The organism is Lelliottia sp. JS-SCA-14 (assembly GCF_035593345.1).
Classification (GTDB): domain Bacteria; phylum Pseudomonadota; class Gammaproteobacteria; order Enterobacterales; family Enterobacteriaceae; genus Enterobacter; species Enterobacter wanjuensis.
In genome coordinates, this window is the sequence record NZ_CP141606.1 from 3,508,390 (window position 1) to 3,526,156 (window position 17,767).

The 17,767-nt window shown below is 57.2% G+C and carries 13 protein-coding genes; 7 read left to right on the forward strand and 6 right to left on the reverse strand.

The genetic code is table 11. The annotated features are described in order from the left end of the window. Nucleotides 1-45: 45 nt before the first annotated feature. Nucleotides 46-1,323, forward strand: a complete 1,278-nt coding sequence (gene csiE, locus U9O48_RS16370; RefSeq protein ID WP_285146892.1) for a stationary phase inducible protein CsiE — start codon at nucleotides 46-48, stop codon at nucleotides 1,321-1,323. On the opposite strand, the gene U9O48_RS16375 is transcribed toward csiE, so the two are convergent. From U9O48_RS16375 to U9O48_RS16390, 4 genes are all read right to left on the reverse strand, one after another. Continuing rightward, nucleotides 1,318-2,466, reverse strand: a complete 1,149-nt coding sequence (locus tag U9O48_RS16375; protein ID WP_285149789.1) for a 3-phenylpropionate MFS transporter — start codon at nucleotides 2,464-2,466, stop codon at nucleotides 1,318-1,320. The genes csiE and U9O48_RS16375 overlap by 6 nt on opposite strands. 72 nt (nucleotides 2,467-2,538) lie before the next feature. Then, on the reverse strand, nucleotides 2,539-3,384 hold the full coding sequence (locus U9O48_RS16380; protein ID WP_324722804.1) for an aldose 1-epimerase: 846 nt from the start codon (nucleotides 3,382-3,384) through the stop codon (nucleotides 2,539-2,541). Beyond that, nucleotides 3,384-4,826 (reverse strand): sugar porter family MFS transporter, encoded by a 1,443-nt coding sequence (locus tag U9O48_RS16385; protein ID WP_285149787.1) that lies wholly within the window; start codon nucleotides 4,824-4,826, stop codon nucleotides 3,384-3,386. The genes U9O48_RS16380 and U9O48_RS16385 overlap by 1 nt, the downstream gene beginning before the upstream one ends. A 70-nt stretch (nucleotides 4,827-4,896) precedes the next feature. Further along, nucleotides 4,897-8,169, reverse strand: a complete 3,273-nt coding sequence (locus U9O48_RS16390; protein WP_324722805.1) for a DUF5107 domain-containing protein — start codon at nucleotides 8,167-8,169, stop codon at nucleotides 4,897-4,899. Between the two features lie 115 nt (nucleotides 8,170-8,284). On the opposite strand from U9O48_RS16390, the gene U9O48_RS16395 reads away from it, so the two are divergent. The 5 genes from U9O48_RS16395 (at nucleotide 8,285) to U9O48_RS16415 (ending at nucleotide 14,979) form a co-directional block, all read left to right on the forward strand. Beyond that, nucleotides 8,285-9,484, forward strand: a complete 1,200-nt coding sequence (locus U9O48_RS16395) for an ROK family protein (protein WP_285158598.1) — start codon at nucleotides 8,285-8,287, stop codon at nucleotides 9,482-9,484. A gap of 213 nt (nucleotides 9,485-9,697) precedes the next feature. Then, entirely contained in the window at nucleotides 9,698-11,089 is a 1,392-nt protein-coding gene (locus tag U9O48_RS16400) for an MFS transporter (RefSeq protein ID WP_285149784.1), read from the forward strand. Then, nucleotides 11,086-13,278, forward strand: a complete 2,193-nt coding sequence (locus U9O48_RS16405; RefSeq protein ID WP_285149783.1) for an alpha-galactosidase — start codon at nucleotides 11,086-11,088, stop codon at nucleotides 13,276-13,278. The genes U9O48_RS16400 and U9O48_RS16405 overlap by 4 nt, the downstream gene beginning before the upstream one ends. Nucleotides 13,279-13,350: 72 nt before the next feature. Beyond that, nucleotides 13,351-14,769 carry an OprD family outer membrane porin gene (locus U9O48_RS16410; protein WP_390889407.1) on the forward strand — a complete coding sequence of 473 codons (1,419 nt, stop codon included), beginning with the start codon at nucleotides 13,351-13,353 and terminating at the stop codon, nucleotides 14,767-14,769. A gap of 27 nt (nucleotides 14,770-14,796) precedes the next feature. Next, entirely contained in the window at nucleotides 14,797-14,979 is a 183-nt protein-coding gene (locus tag U9O48_RS16415; protein WP_282494177.1) for a ChiQ/YbfN family lipoprotein, read from the forward strand. A 90-nt stretch (nucleotides 14,980-15,069) separates the two neighbouring features. Here the strand turns inward: U9O48_RS16415 and U9O48_RS16420 are convergent, their stop codons facing one another. After that, on the reverse strand, nucleotides 15,070-15,564 hold the full coding sequence (locus U9O48_RS16420) for a DUF2569 domain-containing protein (protein WP_285149781.1): 495 nt from the start codon (nucleotides 15,562-15,564) through the stop codon (nucleotides 15,070-15,072). Nucleotides 15,565-15,735: 171 nt separating this feature from the next. On the opposite strand from U9O48_RS16420, the gene U9O48_RS16425 reads away from it, so the two are divergent. Beyond that, nucleotides 15,736-16,158 carry a DoxX family protein gene (locus U9O48_RS16425; protein ID WP_285149780.1) on the forward strand — a complete coding sequence of 141 codons (423 nt, stop codon included), beginning with the start codon at nucleotides 15,736-15,738 and terminating at the stop codon, nucleotides 16,156-16,158. An 81-nt stretch (nucleotides 16,159-16,239) separates the two neighbouring features. On the opposite strand, the gene glyA is transcribed toward U9O48_RS16425, so the two are convergent. Next, nucleotides 16,240-17,493 (reverse strand): serine hydroxymethyltransferase, encoded by a 1,254-nt coding sequence (gene glyA / locus U9O48_RS16430; RefSeq protein ID WP_095282924.1) that lies wholly within the window; start codon nucleotides 17,491-17,493, stop codon nucleotides 16,240-16,242. Between the last annotated feature and the right edge of the window lie 274 nt (nucleotides 17,494-17,767).

Consider the following 17,767-nt stretch of genomic DNA (forward strand, 5'->3'; position numbering starts at 1 on the left):
TCCTTTAGCTATTCTTATCGAATACCCCTACTGGATACCCGACAGATGATGACGACACTCGAAAACCCATCTGTGCTTTCCAGTTCGCAGCGCCGCTGCCAGGTGCTTTTGATGCTTTACCTGCCAGGTTTTGCCGTCACCCCGCAAAGCATTATCGATATCAATGGGGTCGACGACGACATCGCACGGCAAGATATAGCCGAGACGCGCGATGAGATCCAGCGCTATCACCGGCTGAACATCGTGACGCATCATGACGGCAGCTTCCGAATTGAAGGTACGACGCTCGATCAACGCCTATGCCTGCTGCACTGGTTGCGCCGGGCGCTGCGGCTCTGCCCGCATTTTATTAGCCAACAGTTTACCCCGGCGCTTAAAACGGAGCTTAAACAGCTCGGCATCGCGCGCACGCTGTACGACGACACCAACCTGCGGGCGCTGATCGGTTTCTGTTCGCGCCGCCTGCAGCGCCACTTCGAATGCCGCGACGTGCAGTTTTTGCAGCTCTACCTGCAATATTGCCTGATCCAGCATCATCTGGGGCAGACGCCGCAGTTTTCCCCTGTACAGCGCCACTGGGCGCATTCGCGCGGTGAATACCTGGCGGCGCAGGAGATTGTCCGCCACTGGCAGCGCCGCGTGCATCAAAGCCCCCATGCGGATGAGCCGCTGTTTCTGTCGCTGCTGTTTATGATGCTGCGCACCCCCGATCCGCTGCGCGATGCCCATCAGCTGGACCAACGCCTGCGCCACGCCATCTCACGCATGATTGGCCGTTTTCGCGGCCAGACGGGCATGCGCTTTAGCGACGAACAGGGGCTGACGGATCAGCTGTACATCCACCTTTCCCAGGCGCTGGATCGCTCGCTGTTTGGGATTGGCATCGACAACAGCCTGCCGGAAGAGATCGGTCGCCTGTACCCGCGCCTTATGCGCACCACAAGGGACGTGCTGTTTGAAGTGGAAGCGGAATTCGGGCTGCGTTTTTCTGATGAAGAGATGAGCCTGGTGGCTGTGATTTTTGGTGCCTGGCTGATGCAGGAGACCGACCTGCATGAGAAGCAGGTCGTGTTACTGACGGGCGATGATAAAGCCTGCGAAGTGCTGATTGAGGGGCAGCTGCGCGAACTGACGCTGCTGCCGCTGAACATCCGCTATGTGTCGCTTCAGACGTTCCAGAAAGAGGGCGCACCGCGCGAGGCGGCGCTGATCATTACCCCTTACGCCACCGCCCTGCCGCTGTTCTCGCCGCCGCTGATCCACGCCGTGGAGACGCTCAACCCGCAGCAGCAGGAACATATTCGCGCCATGCTGGAATCATAACGCCACGTTTTGCGCTGCCACTTTGGGACGAACCACCAGAGCCGGCAGCGCCACCAGCGCCATTACCCAGAACACGCCGTGGCCGAGATGCTGATACAAGAAGCCCGCGAACACCGTCATCACCGCAATACTGCCGCCCATCGCCACCGCCGAATAGACCGCCTGGAGACGAATGACTTCGCTGCCCTGACGCGCGGCGATATAGCGCATCGCCGCCAGATGGCAGACGGTGAAGGTCCCGCAGTGCAGGATCTGAGCCACAATCAGCCACGGCAACTCGGTGGTCCAGCCCATGATCCCCCAGCGCAGCACGCCGCACACGGCAGAGAGCAGGAGCAGATCGCGCGCGCCAAAGCGGCGGAACAGCTTTTTACTCAGCGCGAAAATGATGACTTCCGCCACCACGCCGAGCGACCATAAATACCCGACCGCCGAGGCGGAATATCCCGCACCCTGCCAGTAAATCGCGCTAAAACCGTAGTAGGCCGCATGCGCGCCCTGCAACAGACAGACGCAGGCGAGAAAACGCCAGCTCTGCTTAATCAGTGTGCTCCACGCGGCCCAGCCGGTGCTCTCCTGATGGCGGCTTTCGCCCTGTGGTTTGACCGAGGGTTGCAGCAGCATGCCCAGCAGCATCGAGGCAATGCCCACGCTGAGCAGCGCCAGAATCGCCCGATAGTCATAGAGACTGACCAGCTTGCCGACCAGCGCCGAGCCAATCACAAAGGCCACCGATCCCCACAGACGCACGCGCCCGTAGTCCATCGTCACCTGTTTTTGCCAGGTGTTCGCCAGAGCATCCGTCAGCGGAACCAGCGGCGAGAAGAAGAGGTTAAAGCCGACCATCACCACCATCAGCCAGGCAAACTGCTGGCTGACCCAGAAGCCCGCGAGGAAGACCAGTGTGAGGAGCGCGAGAATGCGCATGGCTTTTATGAGCAGAGAGGGATCGCTGACGCGCGGCGCAATCAGCAGGCTGCCGAGGAATCGCGCCACCAGACCTGCGCCCAGCAGCACGCCGATGGTTTCCGGCGTCAGGCCGATACCTTTGAGCCACACGCTCCAGAAAGGCAGAAAAATACCGTAGCTAAAGAAGTAGGTAAAATAGCTGAGCGCCAGCCAGCGCGTGGAATGCAAACCCATGAATCCCTCCCGTTTTGGAGGCGCTAGTCTGGCGCTAAAAAGGGGCTGGCGCAAGCAGCTATTAACAGCCGATTAACAGGAACTTATCGCCGGATCGACGGCAATTTCCATCGCCAGACCAGTGCTTTCACCCCGCCCTAACGCCACTAATCCAGGCTGTCCGGCCTGATGATGGGCGTTCACCGGATGGCTCTGGGGTTCGAGGCATAAGAATGATTCACCCGACATTCGAAACAGCATCAGCCACGGAGTTTGCGATGACAATGTGACCTTCATCACATCGCGCTGGATCTGCGCCACCCCGTTCCAGCCGGAATAGCCGACATTCAGCCAGCCGCTTTCGCCGTGTTTTGCCTCGCCGAAGTCGATCGCCGGTGGAATTTCCCCCTGCCATGCCAGCGGCAGATGTTTCTCCCCTTCCGGCCAGTAGCCGCTGGCGGAAAACTGCACGCGGCTGCCCTCATCAAACACAAACCACGGATGAAAGCCGAGACCGTAGAGCATCGGGTTTTGGCCGAGGTGCGTGAGCGTCAGCTCCGCCCGCAGAACCTTTTCCCGCAACCCGTAACGCAACTCAGCCAGATAGTCGAAACCGCAGGAGTGCTGGCTGCGAAGCAGAAGCAGGCACTCCGTGTCGGAGACGGATTCGACGGCCCAGCGCTCGAGCCAGCCGTTGCCGTGCAGGAAGAACTCATCATCGACCGGGCTGTGCGGCAGCGCAATCTCCTGCCCCCGAAACGAAAAGCGATTCCCGGCGACGCGGTTGGCCAGCGGCAGCATCGGGAACAGCGCGCTGTCGCCCTGATCCCACAGAACGGGCGTGTGATGTGTGAGGGAAAACAGCTCGCGCAGCCCGCCGCCCTGCGGATTGACGCTAAGGCGCAGATGCGCGTTTTGCAGCAGTAACGTGTCCGCCATCAGTGCACCCGCCCGGCATTCGCCGCGTGAGCGGTTTTGCTGTGCTGTTTCTCCAGCTGTTCTTCCAGCGCTTCGAGGGTTACGCCTTTGGTTTCCGGGACGTTACGCAGAATATAGAGGAACCCGGCCGCACAAATCACGCCGTAGAGCAGGAAGCTGCCCGCCGCGCCCAGCCCGGCATTGAGCAGCGGGAAAGTGTAGGTCAGCAGGAAACAGGCCACCCACAGGGCCAGCGTACCAAGGGACATCGCCAGGCCGCGCACGCGGTTAGGGAAGATTTCCGAGAGCAGCACCCAGGTGACCGGGGCCAGCGTCAGGGCGTAGATCGCAATCGCCGCCAGCACCAGCAGCAGGACCGGCCAGCCCATAATGTTCATCGCATAAGCGCTGGCGATCAGCACATAGATAATCGTCAGGCCCGATGCGCCCAGCAGCATCAGCTTGCGGCGACCAATTTTGTCCACCAGCGGCAGCGCGGCGACGGTAAAGACGAGGTTGATAATACCCGTCGCCACAATCGATTTGAGAGTGTCGTTGATATCAAACCCGGCGGAGGCAAAGATCTCCTGCGCGTAGTTGAAGATCACGTTGATCCCGCACCACTGCTGGAACATCGCCAGCACCATCCCGATGATTACAATCGGTTTGATTTGCGGCTGCAGCAGCGTGGAGTAAGAGACTTTCTGGGTGTCTTTTTCCAGCGTATGGGCGATCTCTTTCAGCGTCTGGCTGGCGTATTGCGCGGTGCCAATACGTTCCAGCATGGCGCGCGCGCGTTCCGGTTTGCCGACTTTCATCAGCCAGCGCGGGGATTCCGGCACGAAGAACATCAGCAGTAAAAAGGCCAGAGCAGGCACCAGTCCCGCGCCAAACATCCAGCGCCAGCCGATTTGCCCGTTCCAGCTGTGGAGGATGGTCTCCTGCGTTGCCCCTGCCGCTACCGGCTCGGCGATCATCAGGTTCACCAGCTGCGCAGCCAGCACGCCGACCACGATGGTGAGCTGGTTGATCGCCACAAAGCGACCGCGTTTTTCCGCCGGGCTGACTTCGGCGATATAGAGCGGGCTGAGCGCCGAGGCAAGCCCAATCCCGATGCCGCCGATAATGCGAAACACCACGAAAATCTCAAAATTGCTCGCCAGCGCCGTGCCCAGCGCCGAGATGCTGAACAGCAGAGCCGAGAGAATGAGTGGGCGCTTACGCCCCAGTTTGTCAGCGCACCAGCCGGAGATCAGCGCACCCACAATACAGCCCACCAGCGCGGAGCTCATCGCCCAGCCGGACTGGGCCGGATCGGTTATCGAGAACCAGGCTTCATAGAAGGGTTTGGCCCCGCCGATCACCACCCAGTCGTAGCCAAACAGCAGCCCGCCGCAGGCGGCGACCAGGCAGATGGTCCAGACGTAGCCCATTTTCAGTTGTGTCTGTGCGTCATTATTCATCGTGATTCCTCTTTAAGGGAATGCAGGGAACAGAGGGTTAACAGGCGGGTTTTCCCGCCTGTCGGGTCAGTTAGTGAAAAATGCCAGCCGCCTGCGCGTGCTGAACGAAATGCGCTTTGTCATGCGCCGGATTCAGGGTTAACAGGGTATCGAGGCACCGCTGGCTGGCGGTGAAATCCCCCAGTCCCGCGTGGCCGAGCGCCTCGATAAACAGGCAGTGCTGCTGATGCTGTAGCCCGGCGGGCGCGTCGAGCACCACCAGATCCGGCAGCGACACGGCAAAGAAATCGGCCTCAGGCACCTCGTCGTGATGCGCTTTCGCCCAGGCCAGGAACCCGTTGAAGTGGCGCTCCGCTGCGGCGCTGTCGCCCAGGGCGCGCATCGCCATTCCCTGCCAGAAGAGATAATCCGCAGGCTGGTCGTTGTAGTAGCGCCCGGCATCGAGCGACGATCCGCCCTGCGCCGCGCGGGTGAAACAGCGCTGCGCCTCGGCCTGGCTGTCGAGCCGCGCGTGGCAGTATCCGAGCAGATACCCGATATCGTTATCCGTTTGCCCCGGCAGACGCCCTTCCCCGAGGTTATGTGGATAGCGGAGCGCGGCCTGCAGCAGGTTTATCGCCTCAGCAAAATTCCCGCTGGCAATATGCTGCAAAGCGCGATGCTGCTGGTTGAGCAGATACTGGCCGGTGACTTTGCCCTCCCCGCCCTCCCACGGGTGGAACTCACGGGTTTTGAGGACATTTGCCGCCTCGGCATAGCGCCCGGTCCCGTTCCACAGACTCAGCAGTTCCGCCGTCAGGTCGTCGCGTTTTAGCGCCACGCTTTGACGCGCAGTCAGCATGGCGAGGCGTTTTTCTACCGGCTGCCCGGTGAGTTTGTTGAGGTAGTCGAGTTCAAACAGGAAGCGCGGATTCTCCGGCTCCAGCTCGACGGCGCGCTGCAGATATTGCTGCGCCAGCGCCAGATCGTGCTGTTTGTTCCAGGCGTAAATGCCGAGCAGACGCTGGGCTGGCGCGAACTGCGGCTCATGTTGCAGAGTGAATTGCCAGCAGGCCACCGCCTCGTCATAGCGACGTTTGCTGTACCAGAAACAGCCCAGCTGATAGCGGGCAAACGGATCGTCCTGCAGGGTTTGCAGCATTTGCACTTCGTCGAGGGCGTTCGGGAAACGCACGCGATTGGGCTCGCAGCGCCGCGCAGCGGCGAGGTAACGGGTGCGCGTCTCGAGAGTGTCGCTCAGCGCGGCGCGCCATAGCAGCGGGAGCGTCTCCTGGCTGTCGAGCAGATCCAGCACCTCGCGCGCCGCATCGCTCATCCCCATCGACGTTAACCAGCCCGCCAGCACGCAGGCGTTGGCTCCGCGACAGCCTGTCACCTGACGCAGTTTTTCCCGCGCGACGTCATCCTGACCGATCGCCCAGCGCGCATAGTGCAGGGCGTAGCTGAGAGGATGGGTGTGCAGACCGGCATCGATAAACGCCAGCGCGTCCTCTTCGCGCCCGAGTTTTGCCAGCGCCAGCGCCTTCAGCCCCATCGCCAGGTTATTGCTGGCATTGATCCCGAGACTGACCTCGACTTTTTCCAGCGCGTCGGGGTAGTCACCGCGTTTCATCGCCAGACGCGCCAGGGACCAGAACGCCGCGTCGCGACAGTTGCCGCTCCACGAGGCTTTGTAGTAGTGATCCCAGGCCTTGTCGTTATCGCCCTGACGCTCCAGTGCCGTCGCCAGCAGCTGGCTGGCCTCGCCATCGCGCGGGTTTTTATTCAGGCGATGCGCGCGAACCAGCGCCGCCTCGGCACACTGCTGCGCCAGCGCCCAGTCGGCGCGGTTGAGCGCCAGCGTGCCGAGGGCGACGTTGTTGCGATAGTCATGCGCATCGAGTTCCAGCGCGCGGCGGTAGTAATCCTCCGCGTAACGGCTGGCGTGGTTGTACTGCTCCAGATGCTGGCCGATGAAATAGAGTTCATCGCCGTTGACGATGTTTTCCGGGAGCGCCGGTGCGGTGGCCGGTGCGGGCAGCGGTATCTCCTCCGGAATGTGCTCCTGATAGCTCAGCAGCGTCTGGCCTGAGGCGTCTTTCACCGTCAGGGTTAAACGCGCGTCGTGGCCTGCCAGCGTCTGCTGGTGGCTCTCGCCCGGCATCAGGCTGAGGCGCGTTTCCCAGAGGGTGTGACCCTCGACGCTCAGTTCGAGACTGACGTCCTCCAGCGGCGCGATGGCATAAATCCCCAGCTCGATTTGCGGCGCGTGGCGCTCCAGTTTCAACGCCAGCTGGGTATTGGCATTCTGCACCATGCCCAGATCGCTGTAGGGCAGGAAATTCTGTACGAACACTTTCTCTTCATACGGCGCAAGCCAGGTGAAATCCGGCTGGTTATCCGTGAAGACGCCGGTCATCAGCTCGATGTAGGGGCCGTTTTCATCCGTCAGATGGCGATCCCAGGCGCGGCCAAACTCTTCATAGCCCCAGGTCCACTGCTTTTTGCCCGGTGACACGTGGTGATCGGCGACGTGCAGCAGGCCGCCGCGCTCGCCGTGGTGGTACGCCCCGACGAAATCGTAGTCAGATTTTTCGGCCATGTAGGAGGTCGGCACCGGCACGTTTTTGTAGCGCGAGATATCCACGCCCGCCGAGTAGTCGACTTTGTAGTAGGTTCCATGAGCAATCGGGAAGGCAGAGACGTCGCGTTTACCGTGATCGAAGACCGCCGTCACATCCGGCGGGAAGACGCTTTGGTGGTCGTCCCCGCCCTTCACCGCCGGGTTGGCCCACCACAGGAAGTGGCGCGGCGTGGCGTTGGGGTTGAACACTTTGCCGGTGATTTCAATCAGGGCGCGATCCGGATAGAGGGTAAAACCGGTCATCACCTGCAGGCCGCGCATCGGTTCGGCCTCGCCCATCCAGACGGTTTGCGCGCCGTTGTCGGCAGGCTGGATGGTGACATCGACGGGCATAAAGGTGGTCGGGCGATGGTGCTGCGGCCAGTTGAATTCGATCCCGCCGGAGATCCACGGCCCGAGCAGGCCCACCAGCGCGGGTTTCACCACTTCGTTGTAATAGACAAAATCGCGCGCTTTGACTTTGTCATAAGCACGGTGAATTCGTCCGCCCAGCTCCGGCAGCAGCATAATGCGGATAAAGTCGTTCTCCATCCACACCGCCTGGTACTCGCGCATTTCGCGTTTACCCGTCAGGGTGTCGGTGACGCCATAGGGATAGACCGCGCCGGACGAACCCTGATAGACCCGCTTCTCAAGGAACATCGGGTTGGTGTCTTCGCTGCCTGTGGTCCAGGTGGGGAGAGAGAGAGTTTCTTGCCAGACTTTAACAACTCCGTACATAGCCATTCTCCAGTAAACAAATGTTAGTGAATGAGGGGATGGCAACAGTCTGGCGGAGAGTGATATGTTTTAATTGCTCAAAGCTCACGCAATACAGTTAACGAGGTTTAGTGAAATGCAGGAGTCAGGTCTGAACAATCAGCGGGTGCGACAGCTCAATCGCCAGACCCTGCTGAAACTGGTGTGGAAACACAAGCAGCTGAGTAAATCGCGCTTCGCGCAATTTACCGGTCTGTCGATTCCTGCGGTCAGCAAAATTCTCGACGAGCTGGTGGAGGACGGGAAACTGAGCCACTCCAGCGAAAATTTAAGCAGCAGAGGATTGAACGGCGGCAGTTATCAAATCCCGCCGGAGGGCGATTACATTCTTTGCATGAATGTGACCCCTACCAGCATCGAAAGCCAGCTTTGCGATGCGCAGCTGTCGGCGCTGGGGGAGTTTGAGCGCCGCGCCATCTCCGCCCCCACGCCGCAGGCCCTGCTGGCGGCAATTGAAGCCATCTGGCAGCAGCAGTCCAGAAACTGGCCGCGAAAAACCATCAATCTGGCGCTGGGCATTCACGGCCAGGTCGACCCGGTGACCGGGGTGTCACAAACCATGCCGCAAGCGCCGTGGCGCGGGAACGTAGAGATTAAATATCTGCTGGAAGAGAAGCTGCGCGTGACGGTGAAACTGGATAACGACTGCGTGATGCTGGCCCTGGCGGAGAAGTGGCAAAACGCCCAGAACCGCGAGGATTTTTGCGTGATTAACGTCGACTACGGCATCGGCTCGTCGTTTGTGATCAACGGACAGATCTATCGCGGGAATCTGTACGGCAGCGGGCAGATCGGGCACACCATCGTCAACCCGGATGGGGCGATGTGCGACTGTGGCCGCTATGGTTGTCTGGAGACGGTGGCCTCGCTTTCCGCCCTGAAAAAGCAGGCGCGGATCTGGCTCAAAAACCACCCTGCCTCCCCTCAGCAGGATCCTGAAACCCTGAGTTCACAGCAGCTGGTGAACGCCTGGCATGCGGGGGACGAACACGTGATGCGCTGGGTGGAGGAGTCGGCCCATGCGATTGGCCTTAGCCTGTATAACTTCCTCAATATTCTGAACATTAATCAAATCTGGTTTTATGGCCGCAGTTGCGGATTTGGCGAGAGCTGGCTTGAGGCAATTAAACAGCGCATCGGTTTTAATCCCTTTGATCACAGCGACGGCTTAAAACGCAATGCCACCCAGATTAACTTCGGCGGTTTAACCCGCGCCCAGCAGGTGATGGGCATTGGTTATTTATATGCCGAAGCCGCACTGGAAAATGAAGGCTAACGCGATTCAGCTTTTCATTTAATATATTTACCAGAGAAATGCTTTATTACTTCAAATAGTGTTTTAGGGTTTCGATTAGTAATCCGTGTTTACTGAAATATAAACTCCCGCGCAAAGTCCGTTTCATTTTTGCCTCCTACAATTGCCAGCATTCAATTCTCTCCGGGTTCAATAAACTGAATCCACGCTTCCTGGCAATTAGGAGTTTTCAGAATGGAATTAGCACAAGTCAATGAACAAAAGAGCGTGAATAAGGATAATTTCGCGAGCGACAGAGTCTCCTGGAGCACCGCTATTTCATACGGAATGGGAAGCTTTGGGGCAAATGTGATGTATGCCTTCATTGCTATCTACCTGATGCTGTATTACACCGACAGTTTTGGCATCAAAGCCGCGGCGGTGGGATTATTGTTTTTAATCGCTCGTCTTGTGGATGGCGCGACGGATATCGCCCTCGGTATTCTGGTGGATAATACCCACACAAAAATGGGGAAATTCCGCCCGTGGATTTTGGTCGGCAGTATTCTGGTTTCCCTGACCACCGTCGCCTGTTTTCTCAGTCCGAATCTTTCTGAGGCGGGAAAGCTGGTCTACGCCTACTCGACCTATATTTTGTGGAGTATCTGTTTCGCGATTATCGATATTCCTTACTGGTCGCTCTCTGCCGCCATCACGCAGAACCCCACCGAGCGCACCAAAGTGATTACTATCCCCAGAACCATTGCCACCTTTGGCTTTCTCTCCGTCAGCGCCTCGACGCTGTGGCTGGTGAAGTATGTCGGAAGCTGGTGGGCGGTCGCCATTATTTACAGCGTGGTGTTTCTGGTTTGCATGCTGATCACCTTTTTTGGCGTCAAAGAAAAGCATACGGTGCCGCGCAAAGAGCGACAGAGTTTTAAAGGATTCTGGACGCTGTTAAAGCAGCACCGCCCGCTGCGGTTATTACTAATCGGGATGTTCTTATTAGAGATGATTGGCGTGATCCGCGGGACCTTTCAGCTTTACTTCTTTATCTATAATTTAAATGCCGAAATGATGTTAGGGGTTTTCCTGACGGTCTCAATGATTGCGCAGGTTTTAGGTGCCGTCGTTTCTCCGTTTATTTCTGCCAAAATAGGCAAAAAGAATACCGCTATTTACAGCAGCGCGGTCATGGCTTTGGCCTGTATGCTGTTATTCTTTTTCCAGTCAAATATCATAATGATTTTTATCGTCGGTGCCTTAGCGCCCTTCTGCGGCGGAATTGGACAAATCTCCCTCTATTCTATGGTCGCAGATTGTGTGGAATACGGCGAATGGCGCAGCGGTAACCGCTCGGAAGGCATGGTCTTTTCTCTCAATATTTTTAAAACCAAACTCTCCGGAGCCATTGGCGGCGCAATCGGCGGATTTATGCTGTCGTGGGCTGGATATATTCCGCATCAGGTTCAGGCGAGCGAAACCGCCATGTGGATTGGCCTGTTATTTACCCTTATTCCGGGCGTATTAACCCTGTTAAGTCTGGTCCCGCTGGCCCGCTACGAAATTACGGAAAAACGCTTCTACGAAATTCTGAGCGATATCCATCAACGTAACGCCGCGTCCTCAGTCGAGGTGAAAGCATGATTATCTGGAACCCTGAGAAACAGTTTTTCCACCTGCAGAACAGCCAGACAAGCTATGTGATCGGGATTGCGCATCAGCGTTACCTGGTTCACTGCTACTGGGGGAAACGTATTGCCGACTGTTCACAGCCCCATGATTACCCGACGCTCGACCGGTCATCGTTCTCCCCCACGCCGGCGGGCTGGCCGGACAGAACCTTTTCGCTGGATACGGTGTTGCAGGAGTATCCCGGGCACGGCGCGGGCGACTATCGCGAACCGGCCTTTGAAGTGCGCTATGCCGACGGGCATCAGGTGTCGAATCTGCACTACGTCTCGCATCGGATCCTGCCGGGCAAACGCGCGCTCGACGGACTGCCTGCGACATGGGTCAGTTCGCCGGAGGAAGCAGAAACGCTGATGGTCACGATGGCCGATCCCGTCACGCACCTGCAGGTCGAACTCAGCTACACAATTTTTCGCGATCTGCCGGTGGTGACGCGCCACGCGCGGATCACAAACCCTGGCGACACACCGCTGCGTCTGCTGCGCGCCCTGAGCTGTTCGCTGGATTTCCCCGACAGCCAGTTTGAGCAGATCCAGTTCCCCGGCGCGTGGGCGAGAGAGCGTCAGCTGCATCGTCAGCCGCTGAACCCCGGCATAACGGTGCTCGACAGCAAACGCGGGGCGAGCAGTACCCATCAGCAGCCGTTTATTGGCCTGGTTCGCCCGCAGACCACCGAAATGCAGGGCGAGGCGTGGGGGTTGCATCTGGTCTACAGCGGCAACTTTACCGCCCGTACGGAAGTGGATGCGTATCAACAGACCCGCGTTCAGCTCGGGATAAACCCCCATGGTTTTGGCTGGGAGCTGCAACCCGGTGACAGTTTCCAGACCCCGGAAGTGGTGCTGGCCTGGTCGGACGCGGGGCTGAACGGGCTTTCCCATGCGCTACACACACTCTATCGCGACCATCTGGTGCGCGGCCCGTATCGCCATCAGACCCGCCCGGTTCTCGCCAATAACTGGGAATCGACCTACTTCGATTTCAATGAGGAGAAATTGCTGCGCTTTGCGCACAACGCCAAAGCGCTGGGCGTGGAGCTGCTGATGCTCGACGACGGCTGGTTTGGCGAGCGCAATGGAGATACGTCGTCGCTCGGCGACTGGTTTGTGAACCGGCAGAAATTCCCCAACGGCCTGCGCCCGCTGATCGACCAGGTTCATGCCCTGGAGATGAAATTCGGACTGTGGTTTGAGCCGGAAATGGTGTCCCGGCGCAGCAAGCTGTTTGCGAAGCACCCGGACTGGATCCTCAATGCGGGCGATCAGCCGCTGTCCGAAGGACGGAACCAGTACATCCTGGATCTGGGCCGCCCGGAGGTGCGAGACAATATTCTTGAACAGCTGAGCACTTTTCTCGCCAGCCATCCCGTGGATTACATCAAGTGGGATATGAACCGCAACATGACCGAAGTCGGCTCGTCGACAGCGCGGGCCGCACAGCAGCAGGAGACGGCGCATCGTTACATGCTGGGCCTGTACGCCCTGCTCGAGGCGCTGACCACCCGCTTCCCGCACATTCTGTTCGAGTGCTGCGCGGGCGGCGGCGGGCGGTTCGATCCGGGGATGCTGTTTTACATGCCGCAGGCCTGGGTTAGCGACAATACGGATGCCGCCTCGCGGGTGCATATCCAGTACGCCACCAGCATGCTCTACCCGCCGGTTATGCAGTGCGCCCATGTTTCCGAAGTGCCTAACCATCAGATGGGGCGCTCCACCAGCATGGAGATGCGCGGGGCCGTCGCCATGAGCGGGAACTACGGTCTGATGCTCGACCTGATGCACAGCAACGCCGAGCGCGACGCCGCCGTGCGCCAGCAGATCGATTTCTACAAAAAGCACCGCGAACTGCTGCAGTTCGGCACCTTCTGGCGACTTATTTCGCCCTGGGAAAACCCGGATTTTGCCGCCTGGATGTTCGTCTCCCCCGATCGCAGCGAAGCCCTGCTGATGGCCTTCTCACTGGTGAGCCGCGCCTCGGCCCCCCTGCGCAAAATCCGCCTCGCCGGGCTGGACCCTGATGCGCAGTACAAACTGGACGATTGGCTTCTGGGCGGAGATGAGCTGATGTATCGCGGGATCTTCGTCGACCCGCCGCTTAGCCGGGATTACGTCAGCCGCATCTGGCACTTAAGGCGTCAGCCTTAACATTCGGGGGCGTCCGCCCCCTTCATCGTGCTGTTCTGATTATCGATCTTCACATGGAAGAGGAGTAACCCTATGCACTTTTTGCGCCCTACTGCGCTGCTTGCCGCCCTGTTTATGAGCTTGCCCACACTGACCTTTTCAGCCCCCGCGAAAGCGGAGGGATTTGTTGATGATTCCCATCTCACCGGCGGGATTTACTATTCCCAGCGCTATCGCGATAAGCGCGACATGACCGTCGGCAGCGAGGATTACGGGCATTACGTGGAAGATCTCCACCATGCCACCTTTAACGCCAATCTCGATTTCGTCTCCGGGTATGCGGCGGATCTGATTGGCCTCGACGTGGCCGGTTTTGCCGCCGCCAACCTCGCCACCGGCAGTGCGGCGCATCCGAACGAAATCAGCCTGAGCTCGGCCAATCAGCGCTGGGGCGAGGACTGGTCCGGCGATAAGGGCGGTTTCAACCTCTATAAAGCGGCCCTGAAAATGAAGTATGACGATTACTGGATGCGCGCGGGCTACATCCAGCCGTCCGGCCAGACGCTGCTCGCCGTGCACTGGGGCTTTGTGCCCGGTGCCTATCAGGGGGCGGAGATTGGCGGTAACTGGGACTTTGGCGAGCACGGCGCGCTGTCGAGTTCTTACCTGTGGTCGGATAAATACAAAGCCCCGTGGTACACGGAGATGTACGAGTTCCGGGCAGCGGATAACACCACCAAAATTGATTACGTTCACTCCCTCGGCCTGCGTTACGACTTTAAAAACAAGCTGGTGCTGGAGGCCTCGATGGCTCAGGCGGCGGATTTTATGGATCAGTATTTCGGCAAAGTATCGTACAGCTTCCCGGTGGCCGGAAATGACCTTCGCGTCAGCTATCAGTTCTACGGCGCTAAGGACAAAGTGGGCGATAACACCATCGCCGCCTACGGTTCGGTCAACGATGAGTACGACGGCCTGGCCTGGCTGCAGGGCATCACCCTCGGTTACACCCTGGATACGCTGGATTTTCGCCTCGAAGCCCAGACCGTAAAAGCAGACGGCAATCAGGGCTTCTTCCTGCAACGTATCACTCCGGCCTATGCGAGCTCTAACGGACGACTGGATATCTGGTGGGATGCGGCCTCTGACTTTGATGCCAACGGGGAAACTTCGGCCTTCGCCGGAGTGACCTATGACCTGAAAAATTACGATCTGCCCGGCTGGGCGATTGGCGCGGGCTACGCCTACGGCTGGAACGGTAAACCCTGCACCACCTGTACCGTCGACGGCAAACTGGCCGATCAGAGCCAGCGCATCGATGAATCCGCCTGGACATTCAATATCGCCCACACGGTGCAGACCGGCCGCCTGAAAGGCACGCTGTTTAATCTGCACTACATCAACTACGACAACCATGGCAGTAACCCCAACTACAGCGGCGGTTACAACAACATGTTCCAGGACGAAATCGATATCAAATTTAACGTGATTGCGCCGTTCACGATCTTTTAATCGCCGACACTGCACAGGAGAAAAGTGATGAAAATAAGTGGCATAGTGATGAGCATTTTACTGCTGGCAGGCTGCCAGACCCCACCGTCAGAACGGACCCCGGAGACCATTTCGCCGACGGATTATCAGGCCTGTATTCAGGCCGCCAAAAGCGGGAACGGCGCGGAAAGCGAGGCGAAGTGTGAGAGGGTGATGGAGGATACGCGCTAAGGGTTAAGCGGCTGATTCTTTGGTCTTATGGCGGAAGTATTTACCCGATACAGAAAAAATGATCGGTATCGGGTATTTATAAAGGACGCACTAGCGACAGAATACCTCGTTAATGCGTTCTGATTTCAGGAAATAAGGTATCCAGATGACTGCCGCTATTACAGATGTCGTTGCAAAAGAGATATCTTTGCTATCCATCTTTGCGTCGTAAAAACAGACTGGAATACCATAATAATAGAGAACAGATATCATTCCGGCCAGATAATAAGCAATCATCAAGATGCGAGTATGTTTTTTCTTTTTAAAAAAGCACCAGCTTGCACATACGGTTATCACGAAGTGAAGTATCGTCAAGGCCATATAGCCAACATCAAACCAGTTTATCCTGTTGGCATAGGGCCAGACACCGATCATCGACGCGATAATCCCTAGCACGCCTAAGAGTAACAGGCCGAGGTTAATCGTTAATCCCGCAGCGGGAAGATACAGAAATCCATTAATTTGCTTCAAAAAAACACGTTCACACGGGTCGCAAAGCCCTGACCCTTTATTGGCTTCCTGCTGCTGACATTCAATGCAATGCATGTGTATTCCCTTACCAAAGAAAAAAGCGGATTTTACACACCTCCCGTATGCAATGCCGCAGTCTCAGGAATTAAAATCACTCATTTGTCTGATTCGGGATAAAAACACGAATGGCGATTTCACGAGTTGTGTATTAACTTTAAAATATGCCCCCTCAATAACGAGCCTGCCATGAACACTCTACGCTATTTCGATTTCGGTCAGTCCCGCTCGCTGGTTCTGCTGATTGCACGTATTGCGGTCGTTGTGTTGTTTATTATTTTTGGTATTCCGAAAATGACCGGGTTTGATGGAACGGTGCAATATATGACGTCCCTCGGCGCACCGATGCCGATGCTGGCGGCGATTATTGCGGTGATCATGGAAGTGCCCGCCGCAATTTTGATTGTGCTCGGGTTCTTTACCCGACCGCTGGCGGTGTTATTCGTCTTCTATACGCTGGGGACGGCGGTGATTGGTCACCATTACTGGGATATGAGCGGCGATGCGGTGATGCCGAACATGATTAACTTCTACAAGAATGTGAGTATTGCCGGGGCGTTTCTGCTGCTGGCGGTGACCGGGCCGGGGGCGATATCGATTGACCGTCGTTAACACCCTCGCTTATCGGGCCGACATGATTCGCAGACAATAAAAAAGGCCGCGCAAGCGGCCTTTTTTAATTGAAGCGAAAACTTACGCGTAAACAGGGAAACGTGCGCAGATATCCAGCACTTTACCTTTGATACGTTCGATCACCGCTTCATCGTTGATGTTGTCGAGAACATCACACATCCAGCCAGCCAGCTCTTTCACTTCGGCTTCTTTGAAACCGCGGCGAGTCACAGCCGGAGAACCGATACGGATACCGGAGGTCACAAACGGGCTCTTCGGATCGTTTGGAACGCTGTTTTTGTTGACGGTGATGTTAGCACGGCCCAGCGCGGCATCGGCTTCTTTACCGGTCAGGTTTTTGTCCACCAGATCCAGCAGGAACAGGTGGTTCTCAGTGCCGCCAGAAACCACTTTGTAACCGCGGTTCAGGAATACTTCCACCATCGCTTTGGCGTTTTTGGCAACCTGCTGCTGATAGACTTTGAACTCTGGCTCCATCGCTTCTTTCAGCGCCACTGCTTTGGCCGCGATCACGTGCATCAGCGGGCCGCCCTGTGCGCTTGGGAACACGGCAGAGTTCAGTTTCTTATACAGATCTTCGTCACCGCCTTTCGCCAGGATCAGGCCGCCGCGCGGACCCGCCAGGGTTTTGTGGGTGGTGGTGGTCACGACGTGCGCGTGTGGAACCGGGTTCGGGTAAACGCCTGCCGCGATAAGACCGGCAACGTGTGCCATATCCACGAACAGGTATGCGCCGATGCTGTCTGCGATTTCACGCATTTTTGCCCAGTCAACCACGCCGGAGTAAGCAGAGAAACCACCGATGATCATCTTCGGTTTGTGGGTCTGCGCCTGCTTCGCCATGTCTTCGTAGTCAATTTTACCGGACTCATCAATACCATAAGGGATGATGTTGTACAGTTTGCCGGAGAAGTTAACCGGGGAACCGTGAGTCAGGTGACCACCCTGCGCCAGGTTCATACCGAGAACGGTATCGCCCGGCTGCAGCAGCGCGGTGTAGACCGCGAAGTTAGCCTGAGAACCAGAGTGCGGCTGAACGTTCGCGTAGTCTGCGCCGAAAAGCTCTTTTGCACGGTCAATCGCCAGTTGTTCAACGATATCAACGTATTCGCAACCGCCGTAGTAGCGCTTGCCCGGGTAACCTTCTGCATATTTGTTGGTCAGCTGAGAACCCTGCGCCTGCATCACGCGCGGGCTGGTGTAGTTCTCGGAGGCGATCAGTTCGATGTGCTCTTCCTGACGTACTTTTTCCTGCTCCATAGCCTGCCACAGTTCGGCATCATAATCGGCAATGTTCATTTCACGCTTTAACATCCGCATCTCCTGACTCAGCTAACAATAAAATTTGGCCTAAAAAAGGCTGTCCTGATAGACGACGGGCAACAGTATAACCGAATAGTGTTGCGATAACAGGTCTTGACAAAGGATTTTACGCAAACGTTTACCTCCACGCCACGCAAGGGTTTGAGGAATAAAGACCTCGTGCTTTTCAATGGATTTCTTTTCAGGTTTGTGATGCAACTATTTCATGATGCAAAGAACCATTTACAACACAGGGTTATTTTTTATAAGATGCATCTAAAATGCA